This is a genomic window from Kitasatospora sp. MBT63 (genome assembly GCF_000710465.2).
GTDB lineage: Bacteria > Actinomycetota > Actinomycetes > Streptomycetales > Streptomycetaceae > Kitasatospora.
This window is the reverse complement of sequence record NZ_JAIZ01000005.1, coordinates 12,197-37,044: the sequence shown is the minus strand read 5'-3', so window position 1 is coordinate 37,044 and position 24,848 is coordinate 12,197. Positions and strand designations below refer to the sequence as shown.

Below are 24,848 nucleotides of genomic sequence, written 5' to 3'. Positions count from 1 at the left end.
GTGGACTGGCGGGTGGAGTGCATCGTCGACCCGTCCGGCGGTTCGGCGGGCGGGCTGCCCCCGGCCCCGCCCGGCGGTGGGGGTGGCGGCGGTGGCTGGGGAGCACCGGCGCCGGCGTCCCGCCCCGCCTCGGCGTACCCGCCACCGGCGGCCCCGGCAGCGATGGCCACGCCCGTGCAGCCGAGCCAGCCGGGTCAGGCCGATCAGGCGGGCCAGCCCGGCCGAGCGATGCAGCAGGCGCCGTCCGTCGCGCCGGTGCAGGCCGCGCCGGTCCAGCCGCAGCAGCAGGCGGCGGCCCCGCAGCCGTCCGCCGGCCACCCCGGGCCGTCGCAGCCGCAGGCCCCGCAGCCGTACGTGGCCCCGGAGGACGACGTACCCGAGGACGACGACCCGGACCTGAACGAGCAGGTGTTCTCCGGCCAGGAGCTGATCATCCGCGAGCTGGGTGCCACGGTCCTGGAGGAGATCCACCACAACGGGTGACGGGGACGTCGGCCGACCGGCGCATCGGCCGCCCCACCCGGCGGCCGACCGGGTGGCGCGTAGGCTCGGAAGGGTGTCGTCGGTTTCGGCGACCCTTCCGTGTACAGGCAGGAGAGAGCCGTGTTCCCTGGTGGTGGCCAGCCCAACATGCAGCAGCTGCTGAAGCAGGCGCAGAAGATGCAGGAGGAGCTGGGCAAGGCGCAGCGCGAGCTGGCCGAGACGCAGGTGAGCGGCTCGGCGGGCGGTGGCCTGGTCGAGGCGAAGGTGACCGGCGCGGGTGAGCTGGTGGCGCTGACGATCGCGCCCGCCGCCGTCGACCCGGAGGACACCGAGACCCTGGCCGACCTGGTGCTGGCCGCGGTCCGGGACGCCAACGCGGCGGCGCAGAAGCTGCAGGCCGAGCGGATGGGCCCGCTGACCCAGGGCCTGGGCGGCGGCGCCGGGATTCCCGGTCTGCCGTTCTGACCCACTCCCGCGGGCCCGGACCGGTCCGGGGACCCGGCGCCGCGCCGGAATCCTGGTGCGCCGCGTGGCGGTCCGCGGTGGTCCGCTGCCACTGCCCCGCGGGCGCGTGATGTGTGATTTATGAGGTGGTCGGGCGTCGGACGGTGTGTCCGACGCCCGATTCGTTGGATGATGGCACCGGAGCACCCGGCGCCGGGGTAACAGGCCCCGGAGCGGTGCCCGGCCGACGGAAGGCGCGGAGTTGTACGAGGGCGTGGTTCAGGACCTGATCGACGAACTGGGCAGGCTGCCCGGCGTCGGGCCCAAGAGCGCGCAGCGGATCGCCTTCCACATCCTGCAGGCCGATCCGGTGGACGTACGCCGGCTGGCGTTCGCGTTGCAGCAGGTCAAGGAGAAGGTCCGGTTCTGTGCGGTCTGCGGCAACGTCGCGGAGGCCGAGCAGTGCCGGGTCTGCCTGGACCCGCGCCGCGACCTCGCGGTGATCTGCGTGGTCGAGGAGCCGAAGGACGTCGTGGCGATCGAACGCACCCGGGAGTTCCGGGGCCGCTACCACGTACTCGGCGGCGCGATCAGCCCGATCGAGGGCATCGGCCCGGACGACCTGCGGATCCGCGAGCTGATGACCCGGCTCGCTGACGGCACGGTCACCGAGCTGATCCTGGCCACCGACCCCAACCTGGAGGGGGAGGCGACCGCCACCTACCTGGCCCGGCTGTGCAAGCCGATGGGCCTGAAGGTGACCCGGCTGGCGAGCGGTCTGCCCGTCGGCGGGGACTTGGAGTATGCCGACGAGGTCACCCTCGGCCGGGCCTTCGAAGGGAGACGACTGCTCGATGTCTGACGTAACCCACAGCCTCACCCATACCGATGAGCCGGACGACTTCGCCGTCCAGATCGCCGACTCGGTGGAGAGCTTCGTGCTGGCGGTCTCCGAGGTCGCCAAGGGCGACGAGCCGGGCAGCGCGGTCTCGCTGCTCCTGCTGGAGGTCTCCCAGCTGCTGCTGGCGGGCGGAAGGCTGGGGGCGATCGAGGACGTCCTGCCCGAGGACCGCTTCGAGCCGGACACCGGTCCCGAGCCGGACGGCGTGGAGCTCCGGGAGCGGCTCGCCGAACTGCTGGCGCCGATCGACGTCTACCACGAGGTCTTCGACCCGTACGGCCCGCCGGAGAAGCCGAGCGCGTTCCGGATCTCGGACGACCTGGCCGGGGTGGTGGCGGAGCTGCAGCACGGGCTCACCCACTACCGGGAGGGCCGGATCAGCGAGGCGCTCTGGTGGTGGCAGTTCTCGTACCTGTCGAACTGGGGCTCCACCTGCACGGCGGTGCTGCGGGCGCTCCAGTCGCTGATCGCGCACGTCCGGCTGGACAGCCCGATCGGCGCGGCTCCGGACGGGGCCGACACGGACGACGACGGGCTCACCGACGAACAGCTGGAGCAGCAGGCCGGCGATCTGATGGCGGCCGAGCTGGGGCTCTGAGTCCCGGGCCCGCCGCGTCCGGGGCCCGGGGTTCCGGCCCGGGGTTCCGGTCCCGGCCCGGATCGGCCCCGGATCGGGTCCGGCCCGGGCCGTCCGTCGCGGTGCGCCGGGCGGAGTGTGACGAAGCCGTCAGCGATTCGCCGGGTGCTGGAATCCCGGGTGCCGGGCGGCCGGTGGCCCGGCGATTCTGCGGGCGGGCGGCGGCCCGGCAGGAGACCTGCCGGTGCGGCCCGCCCGCGGCGTTCCAGCAGGCGATACCGGCGTCTCATCATATGGAATGCGGCGGATCGCCCTGACCTGCTCGATAGACTGACGCGGACCGCACAGCCCCCTTCCCCTGGGGGTGAGGGGGCCATCCACCCCCCGAAACCGACTCAAGTCGAGGAGCGCACGTGGGCCTTGTCGTGCAGAAGTACGGCGGCTCATCCGTTGCGGATGCCGAGGGCATCAAGCGCGTGGCCCGCCGGATCGTCGACACCAGGAAGGCCGGCCATGAGGTCGTCGTCGTGGTGTCCGCGATGGGCGACACGACGGACGAGCTCATCGAACTCGCGGAGCAGGTGACGCCTATTCCGTCCGGCCGTGAGTTCGACATGCTGCTGACCGCCGGAGAGCGGATCTCCATGGCCCTGCTGGCGATGGCGATCAAAACGCTGGGCCACGAGGCCCAGTCCTTCACCGGCAGCCAGGCCGGTGTCATCACGGACTCCACGCACAACCGGGCCCGCATCATCGATGTCACGCCCGGCCGGATCCGCAACGCGCTGGACGGCGGCAACATCGCGATCGTCGCCGGCTTCCAGGGCGTCTCGCAGGTCAGCAAGGACATCACCACGCTCGGCCGCGGCGGCTCCGACACCACGGCCGTTGCGCTGGCCGCCGCGCTGGGCGCGGAGGTCTGCGAGATCTACACCGACGTGGACGGCGTGTTCACCGCCGACCCGCGGGTGGTGAAGAAGGCCCGCAAGATCGACTGGATCGGCTTCGAGGACATGCTGGAGCTGGCCTCGTCCGGCTCCAAGGTGCTCCTGGACCGCTGCGTCGAGTACGCGCGGCGCTACAACATCCCGATTCACGTACGCTCGTCCTTCTCCGGCCTGCCGGGGACAATTGTCAGTGGCACCAACCCGAACAAGCCCGAAGGGGGCGAGATGGAGCAGGCCATCATCTCCGGAGTCGCCCACGACACGTCCGAGGCCAAGATCACGGTCGTCGGCGTGCCGGACAAGCCGGGCGAGGCGGCCCGGATCTTCCGCGCCATCGCGGACGCCGAGGTCAACATCGACATGGTGGTGCAGAACGTCTCCACCGCGTCGACCGGACTGACCGACATCTCCTTCACCCTGCCCAAGGCGGACGGCCAGAAGGCCATCGACGCACTGGGCCGGGTCAAGGAGGGCATCGGCTACGAGTCGCTGCGCTACGACGACGCCATCGGCAAGCTCTCGCTGGTGGGCGCCGGTATGCGTTCCAACCCCGGGGTCACCGCGACCTTCTTCGAGGCGCTCTCGGAGGCCGGGGTGAACATCGAGCTGATCTCCACCTCGGAGATCCGGATCTCGGTGGTCACCCGCTCCGAGGACGTGCCGGAGGCCGTCCGCGCGGTGCACAGCGCGTTCGGCCTGGACACCGAGACCGACGAGGCCGTGGTCTACGGCGGCACCGGGCGCTGAGGCGAGGCGCCGGGACGGCCCGCCGAGGCCGAATCGGCGCTCCCTCTTGGCCCATGACGGACCGGCCGGCCACCCTCGGGTGGCCGGCCGGACGCCGTTCGCGACCCGGTGCCCGACGGTGACCGATCGCGGAGCGGGGCCGTCCGGCCCGGCCGCACCTCGCTGACCTGGGGCAACCGCCACGGGCCCGGACCCCGCCGGACGACGGGTCAGAATCCCTCCCCAGAACCCTGGAGGGGAATTCCGACGGTACGGAAGAATGCTTCCGGGGTCAGGGCAACCATGACAGGGGTTCGAGTGTCCAACAGGCGTGGCGAATGCGATGGGGGCAGTGGGAGTGGCGACGCTGCCGGTGATGACGCTGCCGGGGGCGGCCCGGCGGCCGGCCGATAGCGCCGTGGCAGCTGCTGCGGCGGCAGCGGACGCGTCCGGGGCCAGCGTCGACCAGCTCACCGAGACCTACCAGGCCCACTACCGGTCCCTGCTGCGCCTGGCCGCCCTGCTGCTGGACGACCTGTCCTCCTGCGAGGACGTGGTGCAGGAGGCGTTCATCCGGGTGCACGCGGCCCGTCGGCGGGTCCGCGATCCGGAGAAGACCCTCGCCTATCTGCGGCAGACCGTGGTCAACCTGTCCCGGTCCACGCTGCGACGGCGGATCCTCGGTCTGCGGCTGCTGCCCAAGCCGATGCCTGACATGGCCAGTGCAGAAGAGGGCGCCTACGATGCGCTGGAGCGTGACCGGCTCCGGTCGGCGCTCCGGGGGTTGCAACGCCGTCAGCGGGAGGTACTGGTGCTGCGCTACTACGCAGATCTGACCGAGGCTCAGGCCGCGGAGGTGCTCGGTATCTCCGTCGGCTCGGTCAAGGCGTACGGCTCCCGCGGACTGACCGCCCTCCGGGCCGTGATGGACACCAGCGATGACTGACGGCCACGGGCGGCTTCCCGGCGCCGATCCGACGAACGGTCAGCCCGGTGAGGGCACCCCGCTGGAGTGCGAGCTACGGCTGCTGCTGCACCGGGCGGTCGCCGACGTCGAGCCCGATGCGGCGGCCCTGCGCCGGATCCGGATCGGTGTGCCGCGTAGACGGGTGCGCTACCGCAACACCTGGACCGGCGCGGCGGCCGCCGTCCTGATGGCCGCGGCCGCGGTCCCGGCGATCCAGGGGGTCGGACCGCTGGGCCTCTCGGGAGGCGCCGGCGGCGACACGGTCCGCACCCCGGTGCACACCGGCGCCGCGCCGACCGGTGCGGGCACGGCCCAGCACCCGGTCTCCTCGGTCCGTCCGAGCGACCCGAACGCCGCCGCGGGCGTGCCCTCGGACAGCGGTACCGCCGCGCCGAGCCAGGCCGCCACGGCCGGGCCGGGCACCCAGCCGGCCCCGGCGCCCGCTCCCTGGTGCACCGCGGCGGACCTCGGTTCGCCGGAGAGCCGGGTGGAGGCCCCGGACGCGGCCGGCAAGGTGTACGGCTGGTTCGCGCTGCGGAACACCTCCACCGGCAGTTGCCGGGTCGCGGACGACGGCCGGCTCACGGTCAGCGCCGCCGTCGGCGGTGACCCGGCCGGCGTGAAGGTGGTGCCGCACCGCGCGGGCGACGCGGCGACGGCCCTGCCGGCCCCACCGGCCACCCCGGCGGAGCTGCTGCTCACACCGGGCGCCTGGTACCGGGTCAGGTTCGGCTGGGTGCCGGGCGAGAGCTGTACGTCGCCGGGCGGCGGGCCCAGCGGACAGGCGGTGCCCGCGATGGTGCCGGCCCGTTTCGTCGAGGTCGCGTCCGCGGCGCCGGGCGGGGCGGACCCGGTCCCCGGCAGCAGCCCGAGCCCGACCGACCAGTCCACCCCGGCCCCGACCCCGAGCCCGTCGCCGACCGTCGCCGACCACTCCCTCACCCTGGCGTACGCACCACGGGCCGACGGCCAACCGGTCGCCACCGCGGTGCTCAAGGGCGCCTGCGGCGGGGCGGTCCACCAGGCCCTCCCGGAACCGGGCGGTACCGCGGCCCAGCCCTCACCACCCCCCGGCGGCTGACCACCCGCCACCCGGCCGGGGCCACCTGCCGGGCGGCAGCGGCCGACCAGCCCGCCCACCCGGCGCGGCGGCCGTCAGGCTCCTGACCCGCCACCGCCCCGGTGCCCGGGCCCTGACCACGGTTCATGACCACCGTCCTGTAGCGCCGTCGGTCCCCTTGGCGCCCAGCCCGGCGTCCGCCTTGCCCATCCGCGGCCGGGCCGGCCAGACCCGGAGGCCCGGCGCGGCGGCCGTCAGGCTCCCGACCTGCCACCGCCCCGGTCCGGCCGCCGACCGGCCCGCCGACCCCGACCACGGGTCTTGATCGCCGTCCCGGGCCTCCGTCCTGGACCGCCGCCCGTGTCCTCGATCACCGGACCGCCCGGACCGCCCGGACCGCCCGGACCGCCCATCCGCTCCCGGCGCGACCTCCCGTCCGCCCGGCCGGGGCCTTCTCGCCCCACCCCGGGCCCGACCCGGCGGCCGGGAGGGCGTGAGGACTGGTTACCGTGGGGGGTGTGTACCGGTTTCTCCTGACCCCGCGCTGGCTCGGCGGCACCGCCCTCGGCCTGGTCGCCATCGTGGTCTGCGTGCTGCTCGGCTCCTGGCAGCTCGGGCGGTTCGAGGACCGGCTCGGCACCCACCGCGCCTCGGCGGCCGCCCCCGGTACGGCAGGCGGCCCGGCGGCCCCGCTCGGCTCCGTGCTGGACGGGCCGCAGGCCAGGGTGGGCAGCGACACGGTCGGCCGTGAGGTCACCGCCACCGGCGACTACGACGCCGGGCGTCAGCTCCTCGTCCCGGGCCGCGCCGTCGACGGCCGCACCGGGTACTACGTGCTGACCCCGCTGCGGACCGCGGACGGCCGCGCCGTCGCGGTGGTCCGCGGCTGGGCGACCGGGACGCCGGGGGCGGCCCCGCCGCCGCCGGCCGGGACGGTCAGCGTGACCGGCCGCCTGCAGGCCCCGGAGAACGCCGGCAGCGGCGGTGCGGTGGCCGGCGGCCTGCCCGCCGGGCAGCTCGGCACCATCAGTCCGGCCACCCTGGTCAACGTGCTGCCCTACCCCGTCTACGACGGCTGGGTGGCCGCCGACGACGCGCCGGGCGGCCTGACGGCCGTCCCGACCGTGCAGCCACAGGGCGGCGACGGGCTGAGCCTGCGGGCCTTCCAGAACCTCGGCTACACCCTGGAGTGGTTCGTCTTCGCGGGCTTCGTGGTCTTCATGTGGTTCCGCCTGGTCCGCCGCGAGGCGGAGGCCGCCCAGGACCGGGCCCTCGGTCTGGACCCGGTCCCGGCCCTGTAGCGGACGTCCGGCCACCGGAAGGACCCCCGGCTACCTCCCACCGCCTACCTCCTACCGCCTACCTCCTACCGCCTACCGGCTCGGGGTCGGCGACGGCCACCCGAACGACGGCGTCGGCGCCGGCCCGCAGTCGTCATCGTCGTCGCCGGAGCGCGAGGTGGTGTGGTGGTGCACCGTCCGGCTGCTCTTCGACGTGGACTTCGACTTCGACTTCGACGAGCTGCCCGAGCTGCCGCCCGAGCTCTTGCTGCCGCCGCCACTGCTCTTGCCACCGCTGCTCTTGCCCAGCACCTGGGCCGGCGCCCCGAGCGCCTGCACGCAGTCGTAGTCGTCCGAGGACGCGCATCCGCTCGCGGTCAGCAGCAGGGTGAGCACCGCGGCGGAGGCGGCCGCCGCGAACCGGCGCGCGGGCCGGTTCACCCGGCGTCCCCGAGGTGGCGGCGGACGAAGTCGATCTCCAGCCGGAGCTGCCTGATCCGCTCCTCCACCACCAGCGAGCCGTGCCCGGCGTCGAACCGGTACACCTCGTGCACCTTGCCCAGCTCGGTGAGCCGCCGCACGTAGTTGTCGATCTGCCGGATCGGGCAGCGCGGGTCGTTGACCCCGGCGCTGATGTAGACCGGCGCCCGGACCTCGTCGACGTAGGTCAGCGGCGAGGAGGCCCGCCACCGCTCGGGGACCTCCTCGGGGGTTCCGCCGAAGAGCGTGCGGTCCAGGGACTTCAGCGCCTCCATCTCGTCGGCGTACGCGGTCAGGTAGTCCGCGACGGGGACGGCGGCGAGGCCGAGGGTCCAGTGCTCCGGCTGCACGCCGAGGCCCAGCAGCGTCAGGTAGCCGCCCCACGATCCGCCGGAGAGCACCAGCCGGGCGGGGTCGGCGAGGCCGGAGGCGACCGCCCATTCGCGTACGGCGCCGATGTCCTCGAGCTCGATCAGGCCGACCCGCTCGCGCAGCGCGTCCGTCCAGGCCTGGCCGTAGCCGGTGGAGCCGCGGTAGTTGACCCGCACCACCGCGAAGCCGTGGTCCAGCCAGGCGGCCGGACCGGCGGCGAAGGAGTCGCTGTCGTGGTGGGTCGGGCCGCCGTGCACCTCGAAGACGGTCGGGAACGGGCCCGTCCCCGCCGGGCGCTGGACCAGTGCGTGCACCCGGCCGCCCGGGCCTTCGACCCAGACGTCCTCGGCCGGCACCGAGCCCGGCGGCACCGGGCCGGGGGCCCGCAGCACGACCGCGCCGGAGGTGGACCGGACCACCGGCGGCTCGGCCGCCGAGGACCACAGGAACTCCACCGTGCCGTCCGGCCGGGCAGTGGCCCCGGCGACGGTCCCGCGCGGGGTGTCCAGGCGGGTGAGCGCGCCGCTCGCCAGCTCGTACGAGAACAGCTCGCTACGGGCCTCGTACTCGTGCTCGATCAGCAGGCTCGCGGCGCCCGGACGCCACTGCGCGGACAGGTCGCCGGGGAACTCCCGGCCCTGCTCGTCGCGCAGTTCCAGGGCCGTCTCGGTGCCGGTGGCCAGGTCGTGGACGGCCGGCTCCCAGCGGCCGCGGCGCTGGTGGGCGATCAGCATCCGGGTGTCGCCGTCGGCGGGCGCGAAACCGAGGCAGACCAGCCCGCGCGGGTCCGGCCGGCCGGTCACCTCGTCCAGCTCGGCGACGGTCGAGCCGTCCGCGGTGCGGATCACCCGCAGTGCGGCGTGCATGGCGTCGCCGTGCTCGGTGTGCTCGACGGCCAGCAGCGAGCCGTCGTAGGAGAGGTCGCCGATGCCGCCGTACTCGGCGTGCCGGTAGATCACTTCGGCCTTCGCGGCGCCCGGCCGCCGCAGGTGCAGGGCGGTGCCGTCCTCCTCCCGGGAGGTGCCGATCACCACCGTGCCGTCCCGGCCGAGGGCGAGCCCCGTGGAGTACGCGGCGGGCACGCCCGGCACGCACTCCTCGTCCGGCCCGCCGGCGAACGGCTGGCGGCGCCAGACGCCGAGCTCGTCGCCGTCGGTGTCGTCGAACCACCAGATCCACTCGCCGTCCGGGCTCAGTTCGGCGTCGGTGGTGCCGTTCGGGCGGCCGGTCGCGCGGCGGTGGCTGTCGGTCGTCCGGTCCCAGGCGTACACCTCGAAGGTGCCGGTGGCGTTCGACACGTACAGCGCGCGTTCGGGGGCGTCCTCGGCCCAGTCCGGCAGTGACACCCGCGCCGCCCGGAACCGCTGCTCCCACGCCGGTGCGGCGCTCGTCTCCTCGCTCATGTCCCCATCCAACCCGATCGGCGGCGGGTAGCGGAACGCCGAGGGACGGTCCCACCCGCGGCGAGGGGCGGCCCAACACGCGGCGGTGGTCCGCCTGCCGCGCCGCCGGTTCCGGCCCGGGTTATCAATGAATCCGGACAGACCCGGACAAATGGAGCGCGCACATGCCCGTCACCCTGCTGAGCCGAGACCGCCTGACGCCGACGCTCACCCCGGAGGCGTCCGGCCTGGTCGCCGAGGTCGAGGCCTACCTGGCCACGCTGCCCGCCGCCGCCCGCCCGCAGCTCCCGTACGTCTGCCCGCTCGGCAGCGTCGAGCAGCCCTGGAACGCCGGGCACCCGCTGCCGCGCCGCACCCTGCTGGACCGGCTGGCGCGCCGGCCGGCCCGCCCGGTCGAGGTGACGGTCGCCGGGCACCTGCGGCTGACCTCCCGCTACCTGACCGCCCACGGCTGGCTGCAGGGCGCGATGTGGGACTGCCAGGGCCGGGTCTGCCTGCTCGGCGCCCAGTCCGCCGTCCTCGCGCACGGCTACGGCACCCCGTACACCGCCCGCCGGGGCCGGGCCCAGGTGATGGAGGTGCTGCACGCCACCGGACGGCCGGTCAGCTCGCCCGACGCGTACAACGACGCCGCCTCCACCACCCAGGCCGACGTCCACCGGCTGCTGGAACACGCGGCCTCCCGCGCCGAACTGCTCGGCATCTGACCGCCCGTCCGCGGCGCCACCGGCCACCCGTCCGGCGGTGTGTGTCGGCGCGGACCGCGCCCGGTCGGTACGTATCGTCAGAAAACCGACCAAGATGACCGCAGCCTGTCCGGCCGAGCGTCAGAAGCCCTCCGGGAGAGCGCATGTCCGTGCCGAAGCAGCCGTCCACCCCGGCGGAGCAGGCCGCCAGCAGTCCCGGGGTGCTCTGGCGCCTCGGCGCCTGGTGCGCCCGGCACTGGGTGATCGTGATCCTGGTCTGGCTGGTGGCCCTCGGCGGCCTGCAGGCGGTCAACCGGCTCTGGGGCGGCGACTACTCCGACGACTTCGCCCTCCCCGGCTCGCAGTCCAGCAAGGGCCAGGCCGTCCTCCAGGACAACGACCCCAACATCGGCGGCTACAGCTCACCCGTGGTCATGAACGACACCCAGGGGCTCGGCGCCTTCACCGGCCAGATCGGCCAGACCGTCACCGCACTCCAGCAGCTCCCGCACGTGACCTCAGTGCAGAGCCCGCTCGGCGTGCCCTCGCTGCCCACCGGCCCGCTCTCCGCCAACGGGCAGACCGGCTACATCACGGTCCGCTTCGACTCCAACCCCAGCACCTTCGAGGACGCCTACCTGGACGGCGTGGACGCGGCCGTCGCCCCGCTGCGGACGGCCGGGGTGGACGTGGAGTACGGCGGCGCGCTGGGCGAACTGGCCAGGCCGGCCGCCGACGACCGGACCAGCGAGGCGATCGGCTTCGGGGTGGCGATCCTGGTCCTGCTGATCGGCTTCGGCAGCGTGATCGCCGCCGGACTGCCCCTGCTCACCGCCCTGATCGGGGCGATCGTCGGGCTGGCCTGCCTCGGCCTGGTCGCCAGGCTCTCGACCTTCGCCACCGTGTCACCGACCCTGGCGACCATGATCGGCATCGGCGTCGGGATCGACTATGCACTCTTCCTGATCACCCGTCACCGACAGGACCTGATGGACGGGATGGACCCGGTCTCCTCGGCCGGCCGGGCCGTGTCCACCAGCGGCCGCGCGGTGCTGGTCTCCGGCTGCACGGTGATCGTCGCGCTGGCCGGCCTGTCCGCCTCCGGCGTCAGCTTCATCACCAAACTGGGCGTCGCCGCCGGCATCACCGTGATCTCCGCGGTGCTCGGCGCGCTCACCCTGCTGCCCGCCCTGCTCGGGCTGATCGGCCCGCGGATCGACCGCTTCCGGGTGCGCACCCCGGTCGCCGAGGCGGCGCCGGCCCCCGAGGGCACCGACCCGGCGGCGGACCAGGCGCACGGCTTCTGGCACCGCTACGCCCGCCGGGTGGAGTACCGGCCCTGGCACTTCCTGGTCGGCGGACTGGTGGTGATCGGCATCCTGGCCATCCCGCTGTTCTCGATCCAGCTCGGGCACATCGACGACGGCGCCGACCCGACCACCTTCACCGACCGCCGCGCCTTCGACCTGATGTCCGACGCCTTCGGGCCCGGCTCCAACGGCCCGCTGACCGTGGTGATCGACCAGAGCGCCGTCCCGTCCGCGGACCGCTCCGCGCAGTCGGCCACCGTCCAGCAGGCGCTGACCGGCCTGCCCGGCACCTCCAGCGTCACCCAGCTGCAGCCGACCTCCAACGGCCAGGTGCTGTTCGGCACGGTCTACTCCTCGACCCGCCCGCAGGCCGAGAACACCACCGACGTGGTCAACCAGCTCAAGCGCCACGTCCTGCCGCAGGCCCTGACCGGCACCCCGGCGAGCGGGTACGTCACCGGCAGCACCGCCGGCCAGGTCGACTTCCTCGACATCGTCTCCAGCCGGCTGCCCGTGATCATCGCGGTGGTGGTCGGCCTGGCCTTCCTGATCATCGTGCTGGTGTTCCGCGGCCCGCTGGTCGCGCTCAAGGCCGCCGTCCTCAACCTGCTGTCGATCTCCGCCTCGTACGGCGTGGTGGTGGCGGTCTTCCAGTGGGGCTGGGGCGGCCCGGAGCTGGGCGTCAACGGCAAGGTCCCGATCGAGAGCTACGTGCCGATGATGATGTTCGCCATCGTCTTCGGCCTGAGCATGGACTACGAGATCTTCCTGCTCTCCCGGGTGCACGAGGCGTGGAAGCGCACCCAGGACAGCAAGGAGAGCGTGGCCCACGCGCTGGAGATCACCGCACGGGTGATCAGCTGCGCGGCGCTGATCATGTTTTCGGTCTTCGTGGCCTTCGTCGTCAGCGACAACATCGTCGTCAAGATGCTCGGCCTCGGCCTCGCCGTCAGCGTGCTCGTCGACGCCACCGTGGTCCGCCTGCTGCTCGTCCCGGCCGTGATGACCCTGCTCGGACGCTGGGCCTGGTGGACCCCGCGCTGGCTCGACCGGATCCTGCCGCACCTCGACCCCGAGGGCTGACCGGGCTGCTCCGGCCGTCGGGGCCGCTCCGGCGTGGCGCGCGGCGGTCCGCCGGGGCCGGTCCACGATGATCGAGTGCACCCGGCGGCAGGTCCGGGCCGGCGGGCGGGGGCCGGCCCGGACGGACCGTCAGCGCGTCCACCGCAGGCGGCACCGCGAAAGGCCCACCGTGACCACATCCCCTCCCGAAGACGACCGCGCCCAGGCCCCCGACCGGCGCTGGCAGGCGCTCTCGGTGTGCCTGGTCGCCGGCTCCATGACGCTGCTCGACATCAGCATCGTCAACGTCGCCCTGCCCTCCGCGCGGACCGGCCTGCGGCTGTCCGACAGCGGCCTGCAGTGGGTGCTGTCCGGGTACGCGCTCGCGTTCGGCCTGGTCCTGATCCCGGCCGGCCGGCTCGGCGACGCCCGCAGCCGGCGCGCGGTCTTCATGACGGGCCTGGCCCTGTTCACCGCCGCCAGCGCGTTCGCCGGCGCGGCCCAGAACGAGACCTGGCTGGTCGCCGCCCGGCTGCTTCAGGGCCTGGCCGGCGGCCTGCTGGTGCCGCAGGTCTCCGGCTTCATCCAGCAGCTGTTCGGCGGCGCGGAACGCGGCCGGGCGTTCGGCATGCTCGGCACCACCATCGGCATCTCCACCGCGATCGGACCGCTCCTCGGCGGCCTGCTGATCGAGGCCTTCGGCCCCCGCGAGGGCTGGCGCTGGGTGTTCTACGTCAACCTGCCGATCGGCGCCCTCGCCCTGCCCGCGGCCTACCGGCTGCTGCCCAAGGCGCCGCCCCGCGGGCCGGGGGACTCCCACCACCGCCACTTCGACCCGGTCGGCGTGCTGCTGCTGGGCGGCGGCACGCTGCTGCTGCTCCTGCCGTTCGTCGAGCAGCAGTGGCAGGGCGACGCCAAGTGGCTGCTGCTGCTCGGCGCGGCCGCGCTGCTGGCCGCGTTCGCCGGCTGGGAGGTGCACTACGGCCGCACCCGCGAGCCGGTGGTCCGGATGAGCCTGTTCCGGGCCCACTCGTACTCGCTCGGGGTGCTGCTCTCGCTGGTGTACTTCGCCGGCTTCACCGCGATCTTCTTCGTGTTCAGCCTCTACCTGCAGAACGGGCAGCACTACAGCGCCCTGCTGGCGGGCCTGGCCATCACCCCGTTCGCGCTCGGCTCCGCGGTGGCCGCCACGGTCGGCGGCCGGGTGGTGCACCGCTACGGCCGGCCGCTGGTCACCGGCGGCCTGGTGCTGGTGGTGACCGGGCTCTCCGCCGCGGCCCTCGCCGTCCACCTGTGGTCCGGCCGGTACGTCGGCTGGGCGACCGCGGCCCCGCTCCTGCTGGCCGGCGTGGGCAGCGGCCTGGTCGTCTCGCCCAACCAGACCCTCACCCTCAGCGAGGTCCCGGTGGTACGGGCCGGCAGCGCCGGCGGCGTGCTGCAGACCGCGCAGCGGATCGGCTCGGCGGTCGGCATCGCCGCCGTCGGCTCGGTGTTCTTCTCCTGGACCGCCGCCCACCGCGGCGACTGGGCCGGCGCCTTCCAGGAGGGCCTGCTGGTGGCGCTGGGCTTCGTCGCACTGGCCCTGCTGGTCGCCCTGGCGGACGCCTTCGGCCCGCACGCCCGCCGGGCCCGCGCCGGGGCCGCGGCCCCCCGGGAGGAGGACCGCAGCCCGGCCGGCGAAGGACGCTGAGCGTCCCGCTCAGCCCTCCAGCCGCAGCACCGCCCGCAGCGCGCCGTCCAGCACCGCCAACTGGTCCGCCCCCGGCTCCTCAGCCGGGGAGCGCCAGGCCACGAACCCGTCGGGGCGCACCAGCACCGCGCCGCCCGGCGTCGTCCCGTACGCCTCGGCCCAGTCCCGGCCGGGCTCCGGTGCCAGCTCGTGGTCCGGGCCGCCCCCGACCCGGTACGCGGCCAGCGGGATGCCGTGCCGCTCGGCGAGCCGCTCGGCCGCCGCCTTCCAGCCCGCCCCCTCGGGACCGGTGAGCAGCACCATCGACTCCTCGAACAGGTCCAGCAGGGACAGCCGCACGCCCGCCTGCCGCACCCACAGGTGCGGCGCCCGGGTACCCGGCTCACCGGTGGAGGCGAAGCTTTCCGGCACCGCCGACAGCTGCGGGTCGGTGCCCACCACCGCGCCCACCGGGTAGCGGTAGCCGAGCGCGACGGCCAGCACGTTCTTCTGCCGGCCGGCCCCCGGCACCGCGTCGTACCCCGGGTGCCGGTGCTCGGCCGACCGGGCGGAGGCCCGCGCACCGGTCTCCCGGGCCACCGGCTGCCGCTCCTCGCCGTACGTCTCAAGCAGCCGCGGGCCCGCCCAGCCGCCGAGCACGGCGGCCAGCTTCCACGCCAGGTTGTGCGCGTCCTGGATGCCGGTGTTGGAGCCGAACGCGCCGGTCGGGGACATCTCGTGGGCGGAGTCGCCGGCCAGGAAGACCCGGCCCTCCCGGTACCGCCGGGCCACCCGTTCGGCCGCGTGCCAGGGGGCCTTCCCGGTGATCTCGAGCTCCAGGTCGGGGACACCGACGGCGGTGCGGATGTGCGCCGCGCAGCGCTCGTCGGTGAAGTCCTCCAGCGGCTCGCCGTGCTCCGGGTGCCAGGGCGCGTGGAAGACCCACTGCTCCTGGTTGTCGACCGGCAGCAGCGCACCGTCGCCCTGCGGGTTCGTCAGGTAGCAGGCGATGAAACGTCGGTCGCCCACCACGTCCGCCAGCCGCTTGGCCCGGAAGGTGATGGACACGTTGTGGAACAGGTCGCCGGGCCCGTCCTGGCCGATGCCGAGCCGCTCCCGGACGGGGCTGCGCGGCCCGTCCGCGGCGATCAGGTAGTCCGCCCGGACGGTCCGCAGCTCACCGGTGGCGCGGTCCTTCAGGGTGGCGGTGACCCCGTCGCCGTCCTGCTCGAACTCCGTCAGCTCGGTGCCGAACCGCAGGTCACCGCCGAGCTCCCGGGCTCGGCGCAGCAGCACCGGCTCCAGGTCGTTCTGGCTGCACAGGCACCACCCGGTCGGGCTGAAACGGGCGAGCGCGCCGCCGGGGTCGATCTCCTTGAACAGCCACTCCTGGTCGGCACCGGTGAGGGTGTCGGCCTGCAGGATGCCGTGGTTCTCGGCCAGCACCGAGGCGGCCTCGCGGATCGCCTGCTCGACCCCCGCGGCCCGGAACAGCTCCATCGTCCGGACGTTGTTGCCCCGGCCGCGCGGATGGTGCGAGGTGCCGGAATGCTTCTCGACCAGCAGGTGGCCCACACCGAGGCGGCTCAGGAACAGCGAGGCGGACAGCCCCACCAGTGAGCCGCCCACGATGAGGACCGGCACCCGGTCGCCGACCTTCGAATTCATCGATCACTCCAGTCTCTACGGGACCTTGCGGGGACACCGGGGCTGCCGGCGGCTGGGTGCCGACGAGGGGAAGCCCAGGTACAGACTCCGGCGGCCCGGCCCTCCACGCCCGGTGAGCGGATGTCATGTCCCGGGTTTTCGCTCGGATGGCTTCCAGCCCTCGCGCCGCCCGTGACGGCACCCCACGATCGACCTCAGACCCGAAGGCCCTCGTCGCGGAGCTCCACCCGGCCCCGCCGCCCCTCAGGTCCAACACGGCGTCAGCTCGCCGACGCGGCACCGCACACCCGGCATCCGCCGCCGGTGCCCGCTCGCCCCCTCAAGGAGAAAGTGGAACATGACGACCCTGACCGAACCCGTGTCGCAGACCCGGTCCCTGGTGGCCTCGCGCCTTCGCGTGGTGCTGTTCTGCGACATCATGGACGGCACCCAGCAGCGCTTCCTGGACGCCTACGAGCAGCTGCGCCACCAGGTGGCCGCGGTGCCCGGGCACGTCAGCGACCAGCTCTGCCAGTCCATCGAGGACCCGTCGCAGTGGCTGATCACCAGTGAGTGGGAGAGCGCGAAGCCGTTCCTGGCCTGGGTGGACAGCGAGGCGCACCGCGAGATGGTGAAGCCGCTGCACGGCTGCGTCCGGGACACCCGTTCGCTGCGGTACAACATCATGCGCGAGACCGCGGGCAACGAGACCTTCGACGGTCCGGCGCCGGTCACCGACGGCACCGTCCGGCACGCCCTCACCTTCAAGGTGAAGCCCGGCAGCGAGCGGGCCGTCGCCGAAATCCTGGCGGGCTACAGCTCGCCGCAGGCCCGGGTGGACGACCACACCCGCCTGCTGCGCACCTCGCTGTTCATGCGCGGCAACCGGGTGGTGCGGGCCGTCGAGGTGGCCGGCGACCTGGCGGCGGCGCTGCGCCATGTCGCGCAGCAGCCCGAGGTCCGGGCGGTCGAGGAGGCCATCAACCCGTACCTGGAGGAGGCCCGCGACCTGAACAACCCGGAGTCGGCGCGCTCCTTCTTCATGCGGGCCGCGCTTCCGGCCGTGCACCACGTCGCCCGCCCCGGGCGGATGGCCGGCGACGTCACCCGGTACGCGGTGAGCTACCCGGTGCGCAGCGGCTGCGGTGCGGCACTGGCCGACCTGCTGGCCGGCCAGGACCAGCAGGCGGTGGCCGACCCGGACGGGGTGATCGCGGCGGCCACGCTGTTCCAGCGCGAGGACGTGGTGGTCCGCGTGGTCGACCTGCCGGCGGACCGGGAGCACGCGCCGGCCGCGGTGCTCGGCGTGGCCGGCGACCGCTCTGCGGGCCTGTTCGCCCGGCTGGTCGAGCTCGGCGGCCACGACCTCGGCGACAACGCGGGCATCGCCCGCTTCGTCACCGAGTGCCGGATGGACCTGGTCACCGACCGCAGCTCGAAGGACGCCTGAACCCCAGCGGGCCGTCCTCGCTCCGGCCGGCGACCGCCGCCCAGGGGCCTTCCCAGCAAGTCATCTTGGAGGTAGCACCATGACCACGCAGTTCCCACGGATCGTGCACGTCGACGAGGCCGAGCCGAACCGGCGACGCGGCGGTGACCTGCGCGCGATGCTCACACCGACCACGGTGGGGGCCACCAGCGGGTTCATGGGCCTGGCCATCGTCCAGCCGGGGGACCGGATCGGCGAGCACTACCACCCGTACTCCGAGGAGTTCGTGTACGTGGTCTGCGGCGACCTGGAGGTGGACCTCGACGGGGTCGCCCACCCGCTGCGCCCGGAGCAGGGCCTGATGATCCCGATCAACATGCGCCACCGCTTCCGCAACGTCGGTGACACCGAGGCCCGGATGGTCTTCCACCTCGGCCCGCTGGCCCCCCGCCCCGAGGTCGGCCACGTGGACACCGAGGAGACCCACAGCCACCAGTCACCCCGCGCCGTGCCGCCGGAACACGCCCGGGTGACCTCGTGACGAGGCGGGTTGCGGTCACCGGGATCGGCATCGTGGCCCCCGGTGGGCTGGGCGTGCGGGCCTTCTGGGACCTGCTCACCGCCGGCCGTACGGCGACCCGCGGGATCACCCTCTTCGACCCCACGGGATTCCGTTCCCGGATCGCCGCCGAGTGCGACTTCGACCCGGCGGCCTGCGGACTCGACGCCGAGCAGACCGCCCGCGCCGACCGCTACGTCCAGTTCGCCCTGGTCGCGGCCGCCGAGGCGGTCCGCGACTCGGGCCTGGAGCTCGCCGCCGAGGACCCGTGGCGGATCGCGGTGTCCCTGGGCACCGCGGTCGGCGGCACCACCCGGCTGGAGCACGACTACGCGCTGGTCAGCGCCGGTGGCTCGCGCTGGGACGTGGACCACCGCGAGGCCCAGCAGCACCTGCACCGGGCGTTCGCGCCGAGCACGCTCGCCTCGGCCGTCGCGGAGCAGACCGGCGCCCGCGGCCCGGTGCAGACCGTCTCCACCGGCTGCACCTCCGGACTCGACGCGGTCGGCTACGCCTTCCAGGCCATCCAGGACGGCCGGGCCGACGTCTGCGTCACCGGCGCCTCGGACTCGCCGATCTCACCGATCACGGTGGCCTGCTTCGACGCCATCCACGCGACCTCCGAGCGCAACGACGACCCGGCGCACGCCTCCCGGCCGTTCGACGCCAACCGGGACGGCTTCGTGCTCGGCGAGGGCGGCGCCGTCCTGGTCCTGGAGGAGCTCGAACACGCCCGCCGCCGCGGCGCCCGGGTGTACTGCGAGGTCGGCGGGTTCGCGACGTTCGGCAACGCGTACCACATGACCGGCCTCACCCAGGAGGGCCGGGAGATGTCCGAGGCGATCGACAGCGCACTGGCCCAGGCGAAGGTCAACAGCGACGACATCGACTACGTCAACGCGCACGGCTCCGGCACCAAGCAGAACGACCGGCACGAGACCGCGGCCGTCAAGCGCTCGCTCGGCGAGCACGCGTACCGGACCCCGATGAGCTCGATCAAGTCGATGGTCGGGCACTCGCTCGGCGCGATCGGCGCCATCGAGCTGGTGGCCTGCGCGCTGGCGCTGGCCGAGGGCGTCGTCCCGCCGACCGCCAACTACGAGACCCCGGACCCGGAGTGCGACCTCGACTACGTGCCGAGGACCGCCCGCTCGATCCCGCTGCGCAACGTCCTGTCGGTCGGCAGCGGCTTCGGCGGATTCCAGTCCGCGGTGGTCCTGCGCCGGGAAGGGGTGAAGGCATGACGAGCGATCGGAACGGCCGCCGGGTGGTGATCACCGGGGTCGGGGTGATCGCGCCCAACGGCGTGGGCACCGACGACTTCTGGAAGGCCACCCGGGAGGGCGCCACCGCCCTCGGGCCGATCACCCGCGAGGGCTGCGAGAAGCTGCCGCTGCGGATCGCCGGACAGGTGCACGGCTTCGACGCCGAGGGCGCCATCGAGGGCCGCTACCTGGTCCAGACCGACCGCTTCACGCACTACGCGATGGCGGCGGCCGACCTGGCCCTGGCCGACGCCGGGCTGGGCGACGGTCCCGAGGACCCGTTCGCGGTCGGCGTGGTCACGGCGGCCGGCTCGGGCGGCGGCGAGTTCGGCCAGCGCGAACTGCAGAACCTCTGGGGACAGGGCCCGCACTTCGTCGGCCCCTACCAGTCGATCGCCTGGTTCTACGCCGCCAGCACCGGCCAGATCTCGATCCGCGGCGGCTTCAAGGGCCCGTGCGCGGTCGTCGCCAGCGACGAGGCCGGCGGTCTGGACGCGCTCGCCCACGCCGTCCGCACCATCCGGCGCGGCACCGACCGGGTGGTGGTGGGCGCCGCCGAGGCGCCGCTCGCCCCCTACTCGATGGTCTGCCAGCTCGGGTACCGCGAACTCAGCCTAGCTGCCGACCCCGACCGGGCCTACCTGCCGTTCAGTGCCGACGCCCGCGGCTTCGTCCCCGCCGAGGGCGGCGCGATGTTCGTGGCGGAGGCCGAGGAGTCGGCCCGCGGCCGGGGTGCCCGGATCCGGGCCGTCCTGGCGGGCCACGCGGCCACCTTCACCGGCGCGTCCCGCTGGGCGGAGTCCCGCCACGGCCTCGCCCACGCGATCCGCGGCGCGCTGGAGGAGGCGCACTGCGCCCCCGACGAGATCGACGTGGTCTTCGCGGACGCGCTCGGCGTCCCCGAGGCGGACCGCGCCGAGGCCCTGGCCATCGCCGACGCCCTCGGCGAGCACGCGGCCCGGGTCCCGGTGACGGCCCCCAAGGCCGGCACCGGCCGGGCGTACTGCGGCGCGCCGCTGATCGACGCGGCCGCCGCCGTGCTCGCCATGGAGCAGGGCCTGGTCCCGCCCACCCCCAACGTCACCGACGTCGCCCACGACATCGACCTGGTGACCGGCTACGCCCGTACGGCCGAGCTCCGGACGGCGCTGGTGCTCAGCCGAGGGCTGATGGGCTCCAACGCGGCCCTGGTGCTGCGCCGCCCCTGACCGGGCGCGCGGCCCGCGGCCGCCCGAACGACCCCGACAAGGAGAACACCCTGATGGACCACCACCTGACGCACGAAGAGCTCGCCGCGCTGATCAAGAGCCGGGCCGGGATCACCGTCGACCCGGCCGCGATCGGCCACCCCGAGGCGACCTTCGACGAGTTCGGCGTCGACTCGCTCGGCCTGCTCGGCATCGTCGGCGAGCTGGAGAACCGCTACGGGACCCAGATCGCGCCCGGCGCCGAGATGTCCAAGACCCCGCAGCAGTTCCTCGACGCCGTCAACGCGTCCGTGAAGACAGGAGCCTGACATGCCCGGACACACCGACAACGAGATCCTCATCGCCGCCCCGGTCGACCTGGTCTGGGACATCACCAACGACCTGGAGAACTGGCCGCAGCTGTTCAGCGAGTACGCCTCGGTCGAGGTGCTGGAGCGCGAGGGGCAGCGGACCACCTTCCGCCTCACCATGCACCCCGACGAGAACGGCACCGTGTGGAGCTGGGTCTCCGAGCGCGAGACCGACCGCCACGGGCTCGCCGTCCGGGCACGCCGGGTCGAGCCCGGGCCGTTCGAGTTCATGGACATCCGGTGGGAGTACGCCGAGGCGCCCGACGGCACCCGGATGCGCTGGATCCAGGACTTCGCCATGAAGCCCACCGCGCCGGTCGACGACGACGCGATGACCAACCACATCAACCGCAACTCCCGGATCCAGATGGAGCTGATCCGGGAGAAGGTCGAGAAGCGGGTCGGTGCCGCATGAACGAGCCCGACCGCACCCACCGCGCCCTCATCGTCGCCCGGATGAAGCCCGAGTCGGCCGCCGGGATCGCCGAGGTCTTCGCCGCCTCCGACCGCGGCGAGCTGCCGCACCTGATCGGCGTCACCAGCCGCAGCCTGTTCCAGTTCGGCGACCTCTACCTGCACCTGATCGAGGCGGACCGCCCGCCCGGCCCCTCGGTCGCCAAGCTGACCGGCCACCCCGAGTTCCGGGACGTCAGCCAGCAGCTCACCGCCTTCGTCCAGGCCTACGACCCCGCCACCTGGCGTGAGCCGAAGGACGCGATGGCCCGCGAGTTCTACCGCTGGGAGCGCGCCGGCACCTCCTGACCCCGGCCGCCGCGCAGACCCCCCGGTCCCCCGGGGGGTCCAGCCATGTCCGGGCCCGGCCGCCCGCCCGGGCGCCGTGACCCTGACGCAGCACCCGGGTGGCGGGTGACCGCCCGGTGACGGACGGTGGTTGAGGCCCCGGCGGGTCACCGTGGCTGACGGTCAGTCAGCCCACCGTCCGGGCCGCCGAAAGGAAGATCTTCATGCGTTCTGTCCGTACCGTCCTGGCCGGCGCCGCCCTCGCCGCCACCACCCTGCTGGCCGCCCCGGCCGCACTCGCCGAGGACTCCGACGAGTCCCGCCCGGTGCTGAGCTGGGAGGAGAAGCAGGCCAAGGCCGCCACCCCCGAGGGGCAGCAGACCTGGGCCGAGAAGCAGGCCAGGGCCGCCGCCGGTGAGGAGCCGGCCGCGAGCCGCGCGGCGGAGGCCGCGGCGGCCGAGGAGGAGGACGCCGCCGGGGAGACCGGCCAGAACGTCGTGGAGGACGCCGTGGAGGACGCCGTGGGCACGGCGGAGGGAGCGGTGGAGGAGGCGGTGGAGGACATCGGCGAGGAGGCCGCGCCGCGGGTCGAGCACCGGGCCCCGACGGGCGGGGTGCACGCGGGTGGCGGCGGCACCGCGCAGCTCGGGACCGAGCCCGGCGCGGCCGCGTTCGTCCTGCTCGGCGGGGCGGTGACGGCCGGCGCCGTGGTGCTGCACCGGCGCCGGTCCGGCCTCGGCGCGCACTGAACCCTCGCGGACAGCATGGATCCGGCCCGTCAGCGCTGCTGACGGGCCGGATCCATGGGGGGCCGGACTCAGGCGGGCACGGTGCTCTCGAAGGCGTGCAGGTACGGGTTGACCGGCCGTACGTCACGCACCTGCAGACCGGCCTCCGTCATCAGCGCGAGCATGCTCTCCCGGGAGTGCTTCGCACCGCCGACGTTGAGCAGCAGCATCAGGTCCATCGCGGTGGTGAAACGCATCGACGGGCTGTCGTCGACCAGGTTCTCGACCACCACCACCCGGGCGCCGGGAGCGGCGGCGGAGACCACGTTGCGCAGGGTGCGGCGGGTGCTCTCGTCGTCCCACTCCAGGATGTTCTTGATGATGTAGAGGTCCGCCCGGACCGGGATCTCGGCCCGGCAGTCACCCGGCACCAGCCGAGCCCGGTCCGCCAGCGAACCGCCCGGCTGCAGCCGGGCATCGGCGTTGGCGACCACCTGCGGCAGGTCGAGCAGGGTGCCGTGCAGGCCGGGGTGCTTCTCCAGCAGGCTGGCGATCACGTGGCCCTGGCCGCCGCCGATGTCGACGACGCTGGAGACCCCGTCGAGGTCGAGGAAGGCCGCGAGCTCGGCCGCCGACTGGCGGCTGGAACTGGTCATCGCGTTGTTGAACACCCGGGCCGAGTCGCCCGCGTCGTCGTGCAGGTACTCGAAGAACTCCTTGCCGTAGAGCTCCGGGAAGATGTTCCGGCCGGTGCGCACCGCCTCGTCCAGGCGCGGCCAGGCCTGCCAGGTCCACGGCTCGGTGCACCACAGGGCGATGTAGTGCAGGCTGTTCGGCGCGTCCACCCGCAGCTGGCGGGACATGTCGGTGTGCGCGTAGCGGTCGTCGTCCGTCTCGGTGAACACCCCGTAGCAGGACAGCGCGCGCAGCAGCCGGCGCAGCGGCCGGGGCTCGGCCTCGACGGCCGCGGCGAGTTCGGTGACCGTCATGGGCTGCTCGCCGAGCGCGTCGGCGACGCCCAGCGAGGCGGCCGCGCGGACGGCGGCGGCGCAGGCCGCGCCGAAGACCAGCTCCCGCAGGCGCATCGCGGCCTGCGGGGAGACGGGCTGGGCGGTGCCGGTCGGGGGCTGTGCGGCGGTCGGGGGCTGTGCGGTGGTGGTCATCGGGCCAGCTCTCTCATGGTGGGCGCCGTCCGGCCGGGGCCGGACGGCGGGGCTTCGGCGGTCGGCGGAACAGCGGACCGGCGGCGGGGCCTGCCTGTGGAGGTTCAGCAGTGGCCGGCGGGCTCGGAGGTGCGGCAGGTGTTGCGGGCGAAGGAGTTGTCCGTACCGGTGTCGCGGTCCGCGAGATCGGCCGGGCCGTTGCGCAGCGCGGTGTTGCCCTCGACGGTGACCCGGGAGCTCGGGGTGCCGACCACGCTGCGGAACAGCACGATGCCGCCGGACATCGGCGAGGCGCCCTCGTTGTCCTCCACCCGGTTGCCGGTCACCCGGGTGTCCTCCACGCCGGTGAGCAGGATCCCGGTGCCCTGGATGAAGTCGAGGCGGGGGTTGGGCGGGCAGTACGCGTTGTTCGCGTGCACGTAGTTGTCCTCGACGCTCAGCGCGCCGGCCCGGGGCAGGCCCTCGTCGCCGACGACGAAGACGCCGCCGCAGTTCCCGGAGATGTCGTTGCGCTCGACGGTCAGCTCCCGGGCGCGGCGCACGACGACCCCGATCCGGTTGCCGGACAGCCGGTTCCCGCTGATCAGGGCGCCCTGGGTGTCGATGGCGCCGCCCTCCTCGTTGGCGGCGTTCGCCAGGAAGATGCCGGCCTGGCCGTTGTCCCTGGCCTGGTTGCCCGTCACCTCCGCCCGGGTGGACTTCTCCTGGCTGATGCCCTGCTGGCCGTTGCCCTCGGCGAGGACGGCGCGCACCCGCAGCCGGTCGGTCATCGAGGCGTTCAGCCCGTTCTTCGGGAACCCGCGCAGGGTCAGCGCCTCGATCCGGACGCCCGACACCGGCGCGGCCGCCGAGCCGGTGACGCACAGCCCGTGGCCGGCCGCGGCGCACGCGGCGGCCGAGCCGGTCGCGGCAGCGCCGCTCTCGTCCGGGGTGAGTACCGTGGCCTCGCCCACCCCGCGGATGGTCAGGTTCGCGGTGCCGACGGCGACGCTGCCGCGGTAGGTACCGGCCATCAGCTGGATGCCGTCACCGGGCGCGGCGGCGTCGACCGCCTGCTGGATCGACTCGCCCGGCCGCACCAGGTGCCACGTGGCCGCGTGTGCGGGGGGAGCCGACCCCAGGCCGGCGATCAGGGCTGCGGAGAGGCCCGCACAGTAGTGGATCGGTCGCGTGGGCATGGGGTGGAGACCTGCCTTCCGGGGTCCGGATGAGTCCTTGGGTGGCGGCGTGACGGGGCCCGGCAGGGTGCACGGCCGCCGAATCGAAGCTATGGGCGATCCCGGCACCCCGCCACTCAAGGTGTCCGGTCGATTCCCCGGGGTGAACGGGCGCGCGCCTGCGAGGCCCGGCGGGGCGCGCCCGGCTACCGTGCCCAGTGGCGGCAGGCCCGT

The 24,848-nt window shown here is 74.1% G+C and carries 23 protein-coding genes and 1 pseudogene; 19 read left to right on the top strand and 5 right to left on the bottom strand.

The annotated features are described in order from the left end of the window. From AA75_RS51380 to AA75_RS00420, 8 genes and pseudogenes are all read left to right on the top strand, one after another. Positions 1–483, top strand: a pseudogene (locus AA75_RS51380) (DNA polymerase III subunit gamma and tau); the annotation flags it as partial. Between the two features lie 120 nt (positions 484–603). Continuing rightward, positions 604–948: a YbaB/EbfC family nucleoid-associated protein gene (locus tag AA75_RS00450; RefSeq protein ID WP_082526132.1), complete on the top strand. Its 345-nt coding sequence runs from the start codon at positions 604–606 to the stop codon at positions 946–948. Positions 949–1,189: 241 nt separating this feature from the next. Beyond that, positions 1,190–1,789, top strand: coding sequence for a recombination mediator RecR (gene recR / locus AA75_RS00445; RefSeq protein ID WP_033817623.1), 600 nt, complete (start codon positions 1,190–1,192; stop codon positions 1,787–1,789). Continuing rightward, a complete protein-coding gene (locus tag AA75_RS00440) occupies positions 1,782–2,426 on the top strand; it encodes a DUF5063 domain-containing protein (protein WP_033817622.1) in 645 nt (214 codons plus the stop codon). Before recR ends, AA75_RS00440 begins: the two co-directional genes overlap by 8 nt. Positions 2,427–2,818: 392 nt before the next feature. Then, a complete protein-coding gene (locus AA75_RS00435) occupies positions 2,819–4,099 on the top strand; it encodes an aspartate kinase (protein ID WP_033817621.1) in 1,281 nt (426 codons plus the stop codon). A 355-nt stretch (positions 4,100–4,454) separates the two neighbouring features. Then, positions 4,455–5,024 carry a SigE family RNA polymerase sigma factor gene (locus AA75_RS00430; protein ID WP_033817620.1) on the top strand — a complete coding sequence of 190 codons (570 nt, stop codon included), beginning with the start codon at positions 4,455–4,457 and terminating at the stop codon, positions 5,022–5,024. Beyond that, positions 5,017–6,126: a hypothetical protein gene (locus AA75_RS00425; protein WP_033817619.1), complete on the top strand. Its 1,110-nt coding sequence runs from the start codon at positions 5,017–5,019 to the stop codon at positions 6,124–6,126. Before AA75_RS00430 ends, AA75_RS00425 begins: the two co-directional genes overlap by 8 nt. 497 nt (positions 6,127–6,623) lie before the next feature. Continuing rightward, positions 6,624–7,406 carry an SURF1 family protein gene (locus AA75_RS00420; RefSeq protein ID WP_033817618.1) on the top strand — a complete coding sequence of 261 codons (783 nt, stop codon included), beginning with the start codon at positions 6,624–6,626 and terminating at the stop codon, positions 7,404–7,406. 72 nt (positions 7,407–7,478) lie between these two features. Here the strand turns inward: AA75_RS00420 and AA75_RS00415 are convergent, their stop codons facing one another. Together AA75_RS00415 and AA75_RS00410 are read right to left on the bottom strand one after the other, a co-directional pair. Next, a complete protein-coding gene (locus AA75_RS00415; RefSeq protein WP_033817617.1) occupies positions 7,479–7,826 on the bottom strand; it encodes a hypothetical protein in 348 nt (115 codons plus the stop codon). Next, positions 7,823–9,640, bottom strand: a complete 1,818-nt coding sequence (locus AA75_RS00410; protein ID WP_033817616.1) for a prolyl oligopeptidase family serine peptidase — start codon at positions 9,638–9,640, stop codon at positions 7,823–7,825. The genes AA75_RS00415 and AA75_RS00410 overlap by 4 nt, the downstream gene beginning before the upstream one ends. A 164-nt stretch (positions 9,641–9,804) precedes the next feature. On the opposite strand from AA75_RS00410, the gene AA75_RS00405 reads away from it, so the two are divergent. The 3 genes from AA75_RS00405 (at position 9,805) to AA75_RS00395 (ending at position 14,388) form a co-directional block, all read left to right on the top strand. Further along, positions 9,805–10,347 (top strand): hypothetical protein, encoded by a 543-nt coding sequence (locus AA75_RS00405; protein WP_033817615.1) that lies wholly within the window; start codon positions 9,805–9,807, stop codon positions 10,345–10,347. 143 nt (positions 10,348–10,490) lie between these two features. Further along, positions 10,491–12,719 (top strand): MMPL family transporter, encoded by a 2,229-nt coding sequence (locus tag AA75_RS00400; protein WP_033817614.1) that lies wholly within the window; start codon positions 10,491–10,493, stop codon positions 12,717–12,719. A 169-nt stretch (positions 12,720–12,888) separates the two neighbouring features. Then, positions 12,889–14,388 (top strand): MFS transporter, encoded by a 1,500-nt coding sequence (locus AA75_RS00395; RefSeq protein WP_051811467.1) that lies wholly within the window; start codon positions 12,889–12,891, stop codon positions 14,386–14,388. Between the two features lie 9 nt (positions 14,389–14,397). Here AA75_RS00395 and AA75_RS00390 read toward each other — a convergent pair whose 3' ends face one another. Continuing rightward, the gene (locus AA75_RS00390) at positions 14,398–16,035 is read right to left on the bottom strand and encodes an FAD-dependent monooxygenase (protein ID WP_033817613.1); all 1,638 of its coding nucleotides are present in this window, start codon (positions 16,033–16,035) and stop codon (positions 14,398–14,400) included. A gap of 337 nt (positions 16,036–16,372) precedes the next feature. Here AA75_RS00390 and AA75_RS00385 point away from each other — a divergent pair, with 337 nt between their 5' ends. The 8 genes from AA75_RS00385 (at position 16,373) to AA75_RS00350 (ending at position 22,315) form a co-directional block, all read left to right on the top strand. Continuing rightward, entirely contained in the window at positions 16,373–17,464 is a 1,092-nt protein-coding gene (locus AA75_RS00385) for a SchA/CurD-like domain-containing protein (RefSeq protein WP_033817612.1), read from the top strand. A 79-nt stretch (positions 17,465–17,543) separates the two neighbouring features. Beyond that, positions 17,544–17,984 (top strand): cupin domain-containing protein, encoded by a 441-nt coding sequence (locus AA75_RS00380; RefSeq protein WP_033817611.1) that lies wholly within the window; start codon positions 17,544–17,546, stop codon positions 17,982–17,984. Beyond that, on the top strand, positions 17,981–19,246 hold the full coding sequence (locus AA75_RS00375; RefSeq protein ID WP_033817610.1) for a beta-ketoacyl synthase: 1,266 nt from the start codon (positions 17,981–17,983) through the stop codon (positions 19,244–19,246). Before AA75_RS00380 ends, AA75_RS00375 begins: the two co-directional genes overlap by 4 nt. Then, positions 19,243–20,475 (top strand): ketosynthase chain-length factor, encoded by a 1,233-nt coding sequence (locus AA75_RS00370; RefSeq protein ID WP_033817609.1) that lies wholly within the window; start codon positions 19,243–19,245, stop codon positions 20,473–20,475. Before AA75_RS00375 ends, AA75_RS00370 begins: the two co-directional genes overlap by 4 nt. A 53-nt stretch (positions 20,476–20,528) precedes the next feature. Then, a complete protein-coding gene (locus AA75_RS00365) occupies positions 20,529–20,783 on the top strand; it encodes an acyl carrier protein (RefSeq protein ID WP_033817608.1) in 255 nt (84 codons plus the stop codon). A 1-nt stretch (position 20,784) separates the two neighbouring features. Continuing rightward, positions 20,785–21,240 (top strand): SRPBCC family protein, encoded by a 456-nt coding sequence (locus tag AA75_RS00360; RefSeq protein WP_033817607.1) that lies wholly within the window; start codon positions 20,785–20,787, stop codon positions 21,238–21,240. Then, the gene (locus tag AA75_RS00355; protein ID WP_033817606.1) at positions 21,237–21,587 is read left to right on the top strand and encodes a TcmI family type II polyketide cyclase; all 351 of its coding nucleotides are present in this window, start codon (positions 21,237–21,239) and stop codon (positions 21,585–21,587) included. Before AA75_RS00360 ends, AA75_RS00355 begins: the two co-directional genes overlap by 4 nt. 203 nt (positions 21,588–21,790) lie before the next feature. After that, positions 21,791–22,315, top strand: a complete 525-nt coding sequence (locus tag AA75_RS00350; protein ID WP_033817605.1) for a hypothetical protein — start codon at positions 21,791–21,793, stop codon at positions 22,313–22,315. A 68-nt stretch (positions 22,316–22,383) separates the two neighbouring features. Here AA75_RS00350 and AA75_RS00345 read toward each other — a convergent pair whose 3' ends face one another. After that, positions 22,384–23,379, bottom strand: a complete 996-nt coding sequence (locus AA75_RS00345) for a methyltransferase (protein WP_149037855.1) — start codon at positions 23,377–23,379, stop codon at positions 22,384–22,386. Between the two features lie 182 nt (positions 23,380–23,561). Further along, on the bottom strand, positions 23,562–24,635 hold the full coding sequence (locus AA75_RS00340) for a nitrous oxide reductase family maturation protein NosD (RefSeq protein ID WP_033817603.1): 1,074 nt from the start codon (positions 24,633–24,635) through the stop codon (positions 23,562–23,564). Between the last annotated feature and the right edge of the window lie 213 nt (positions 24,636–24,848).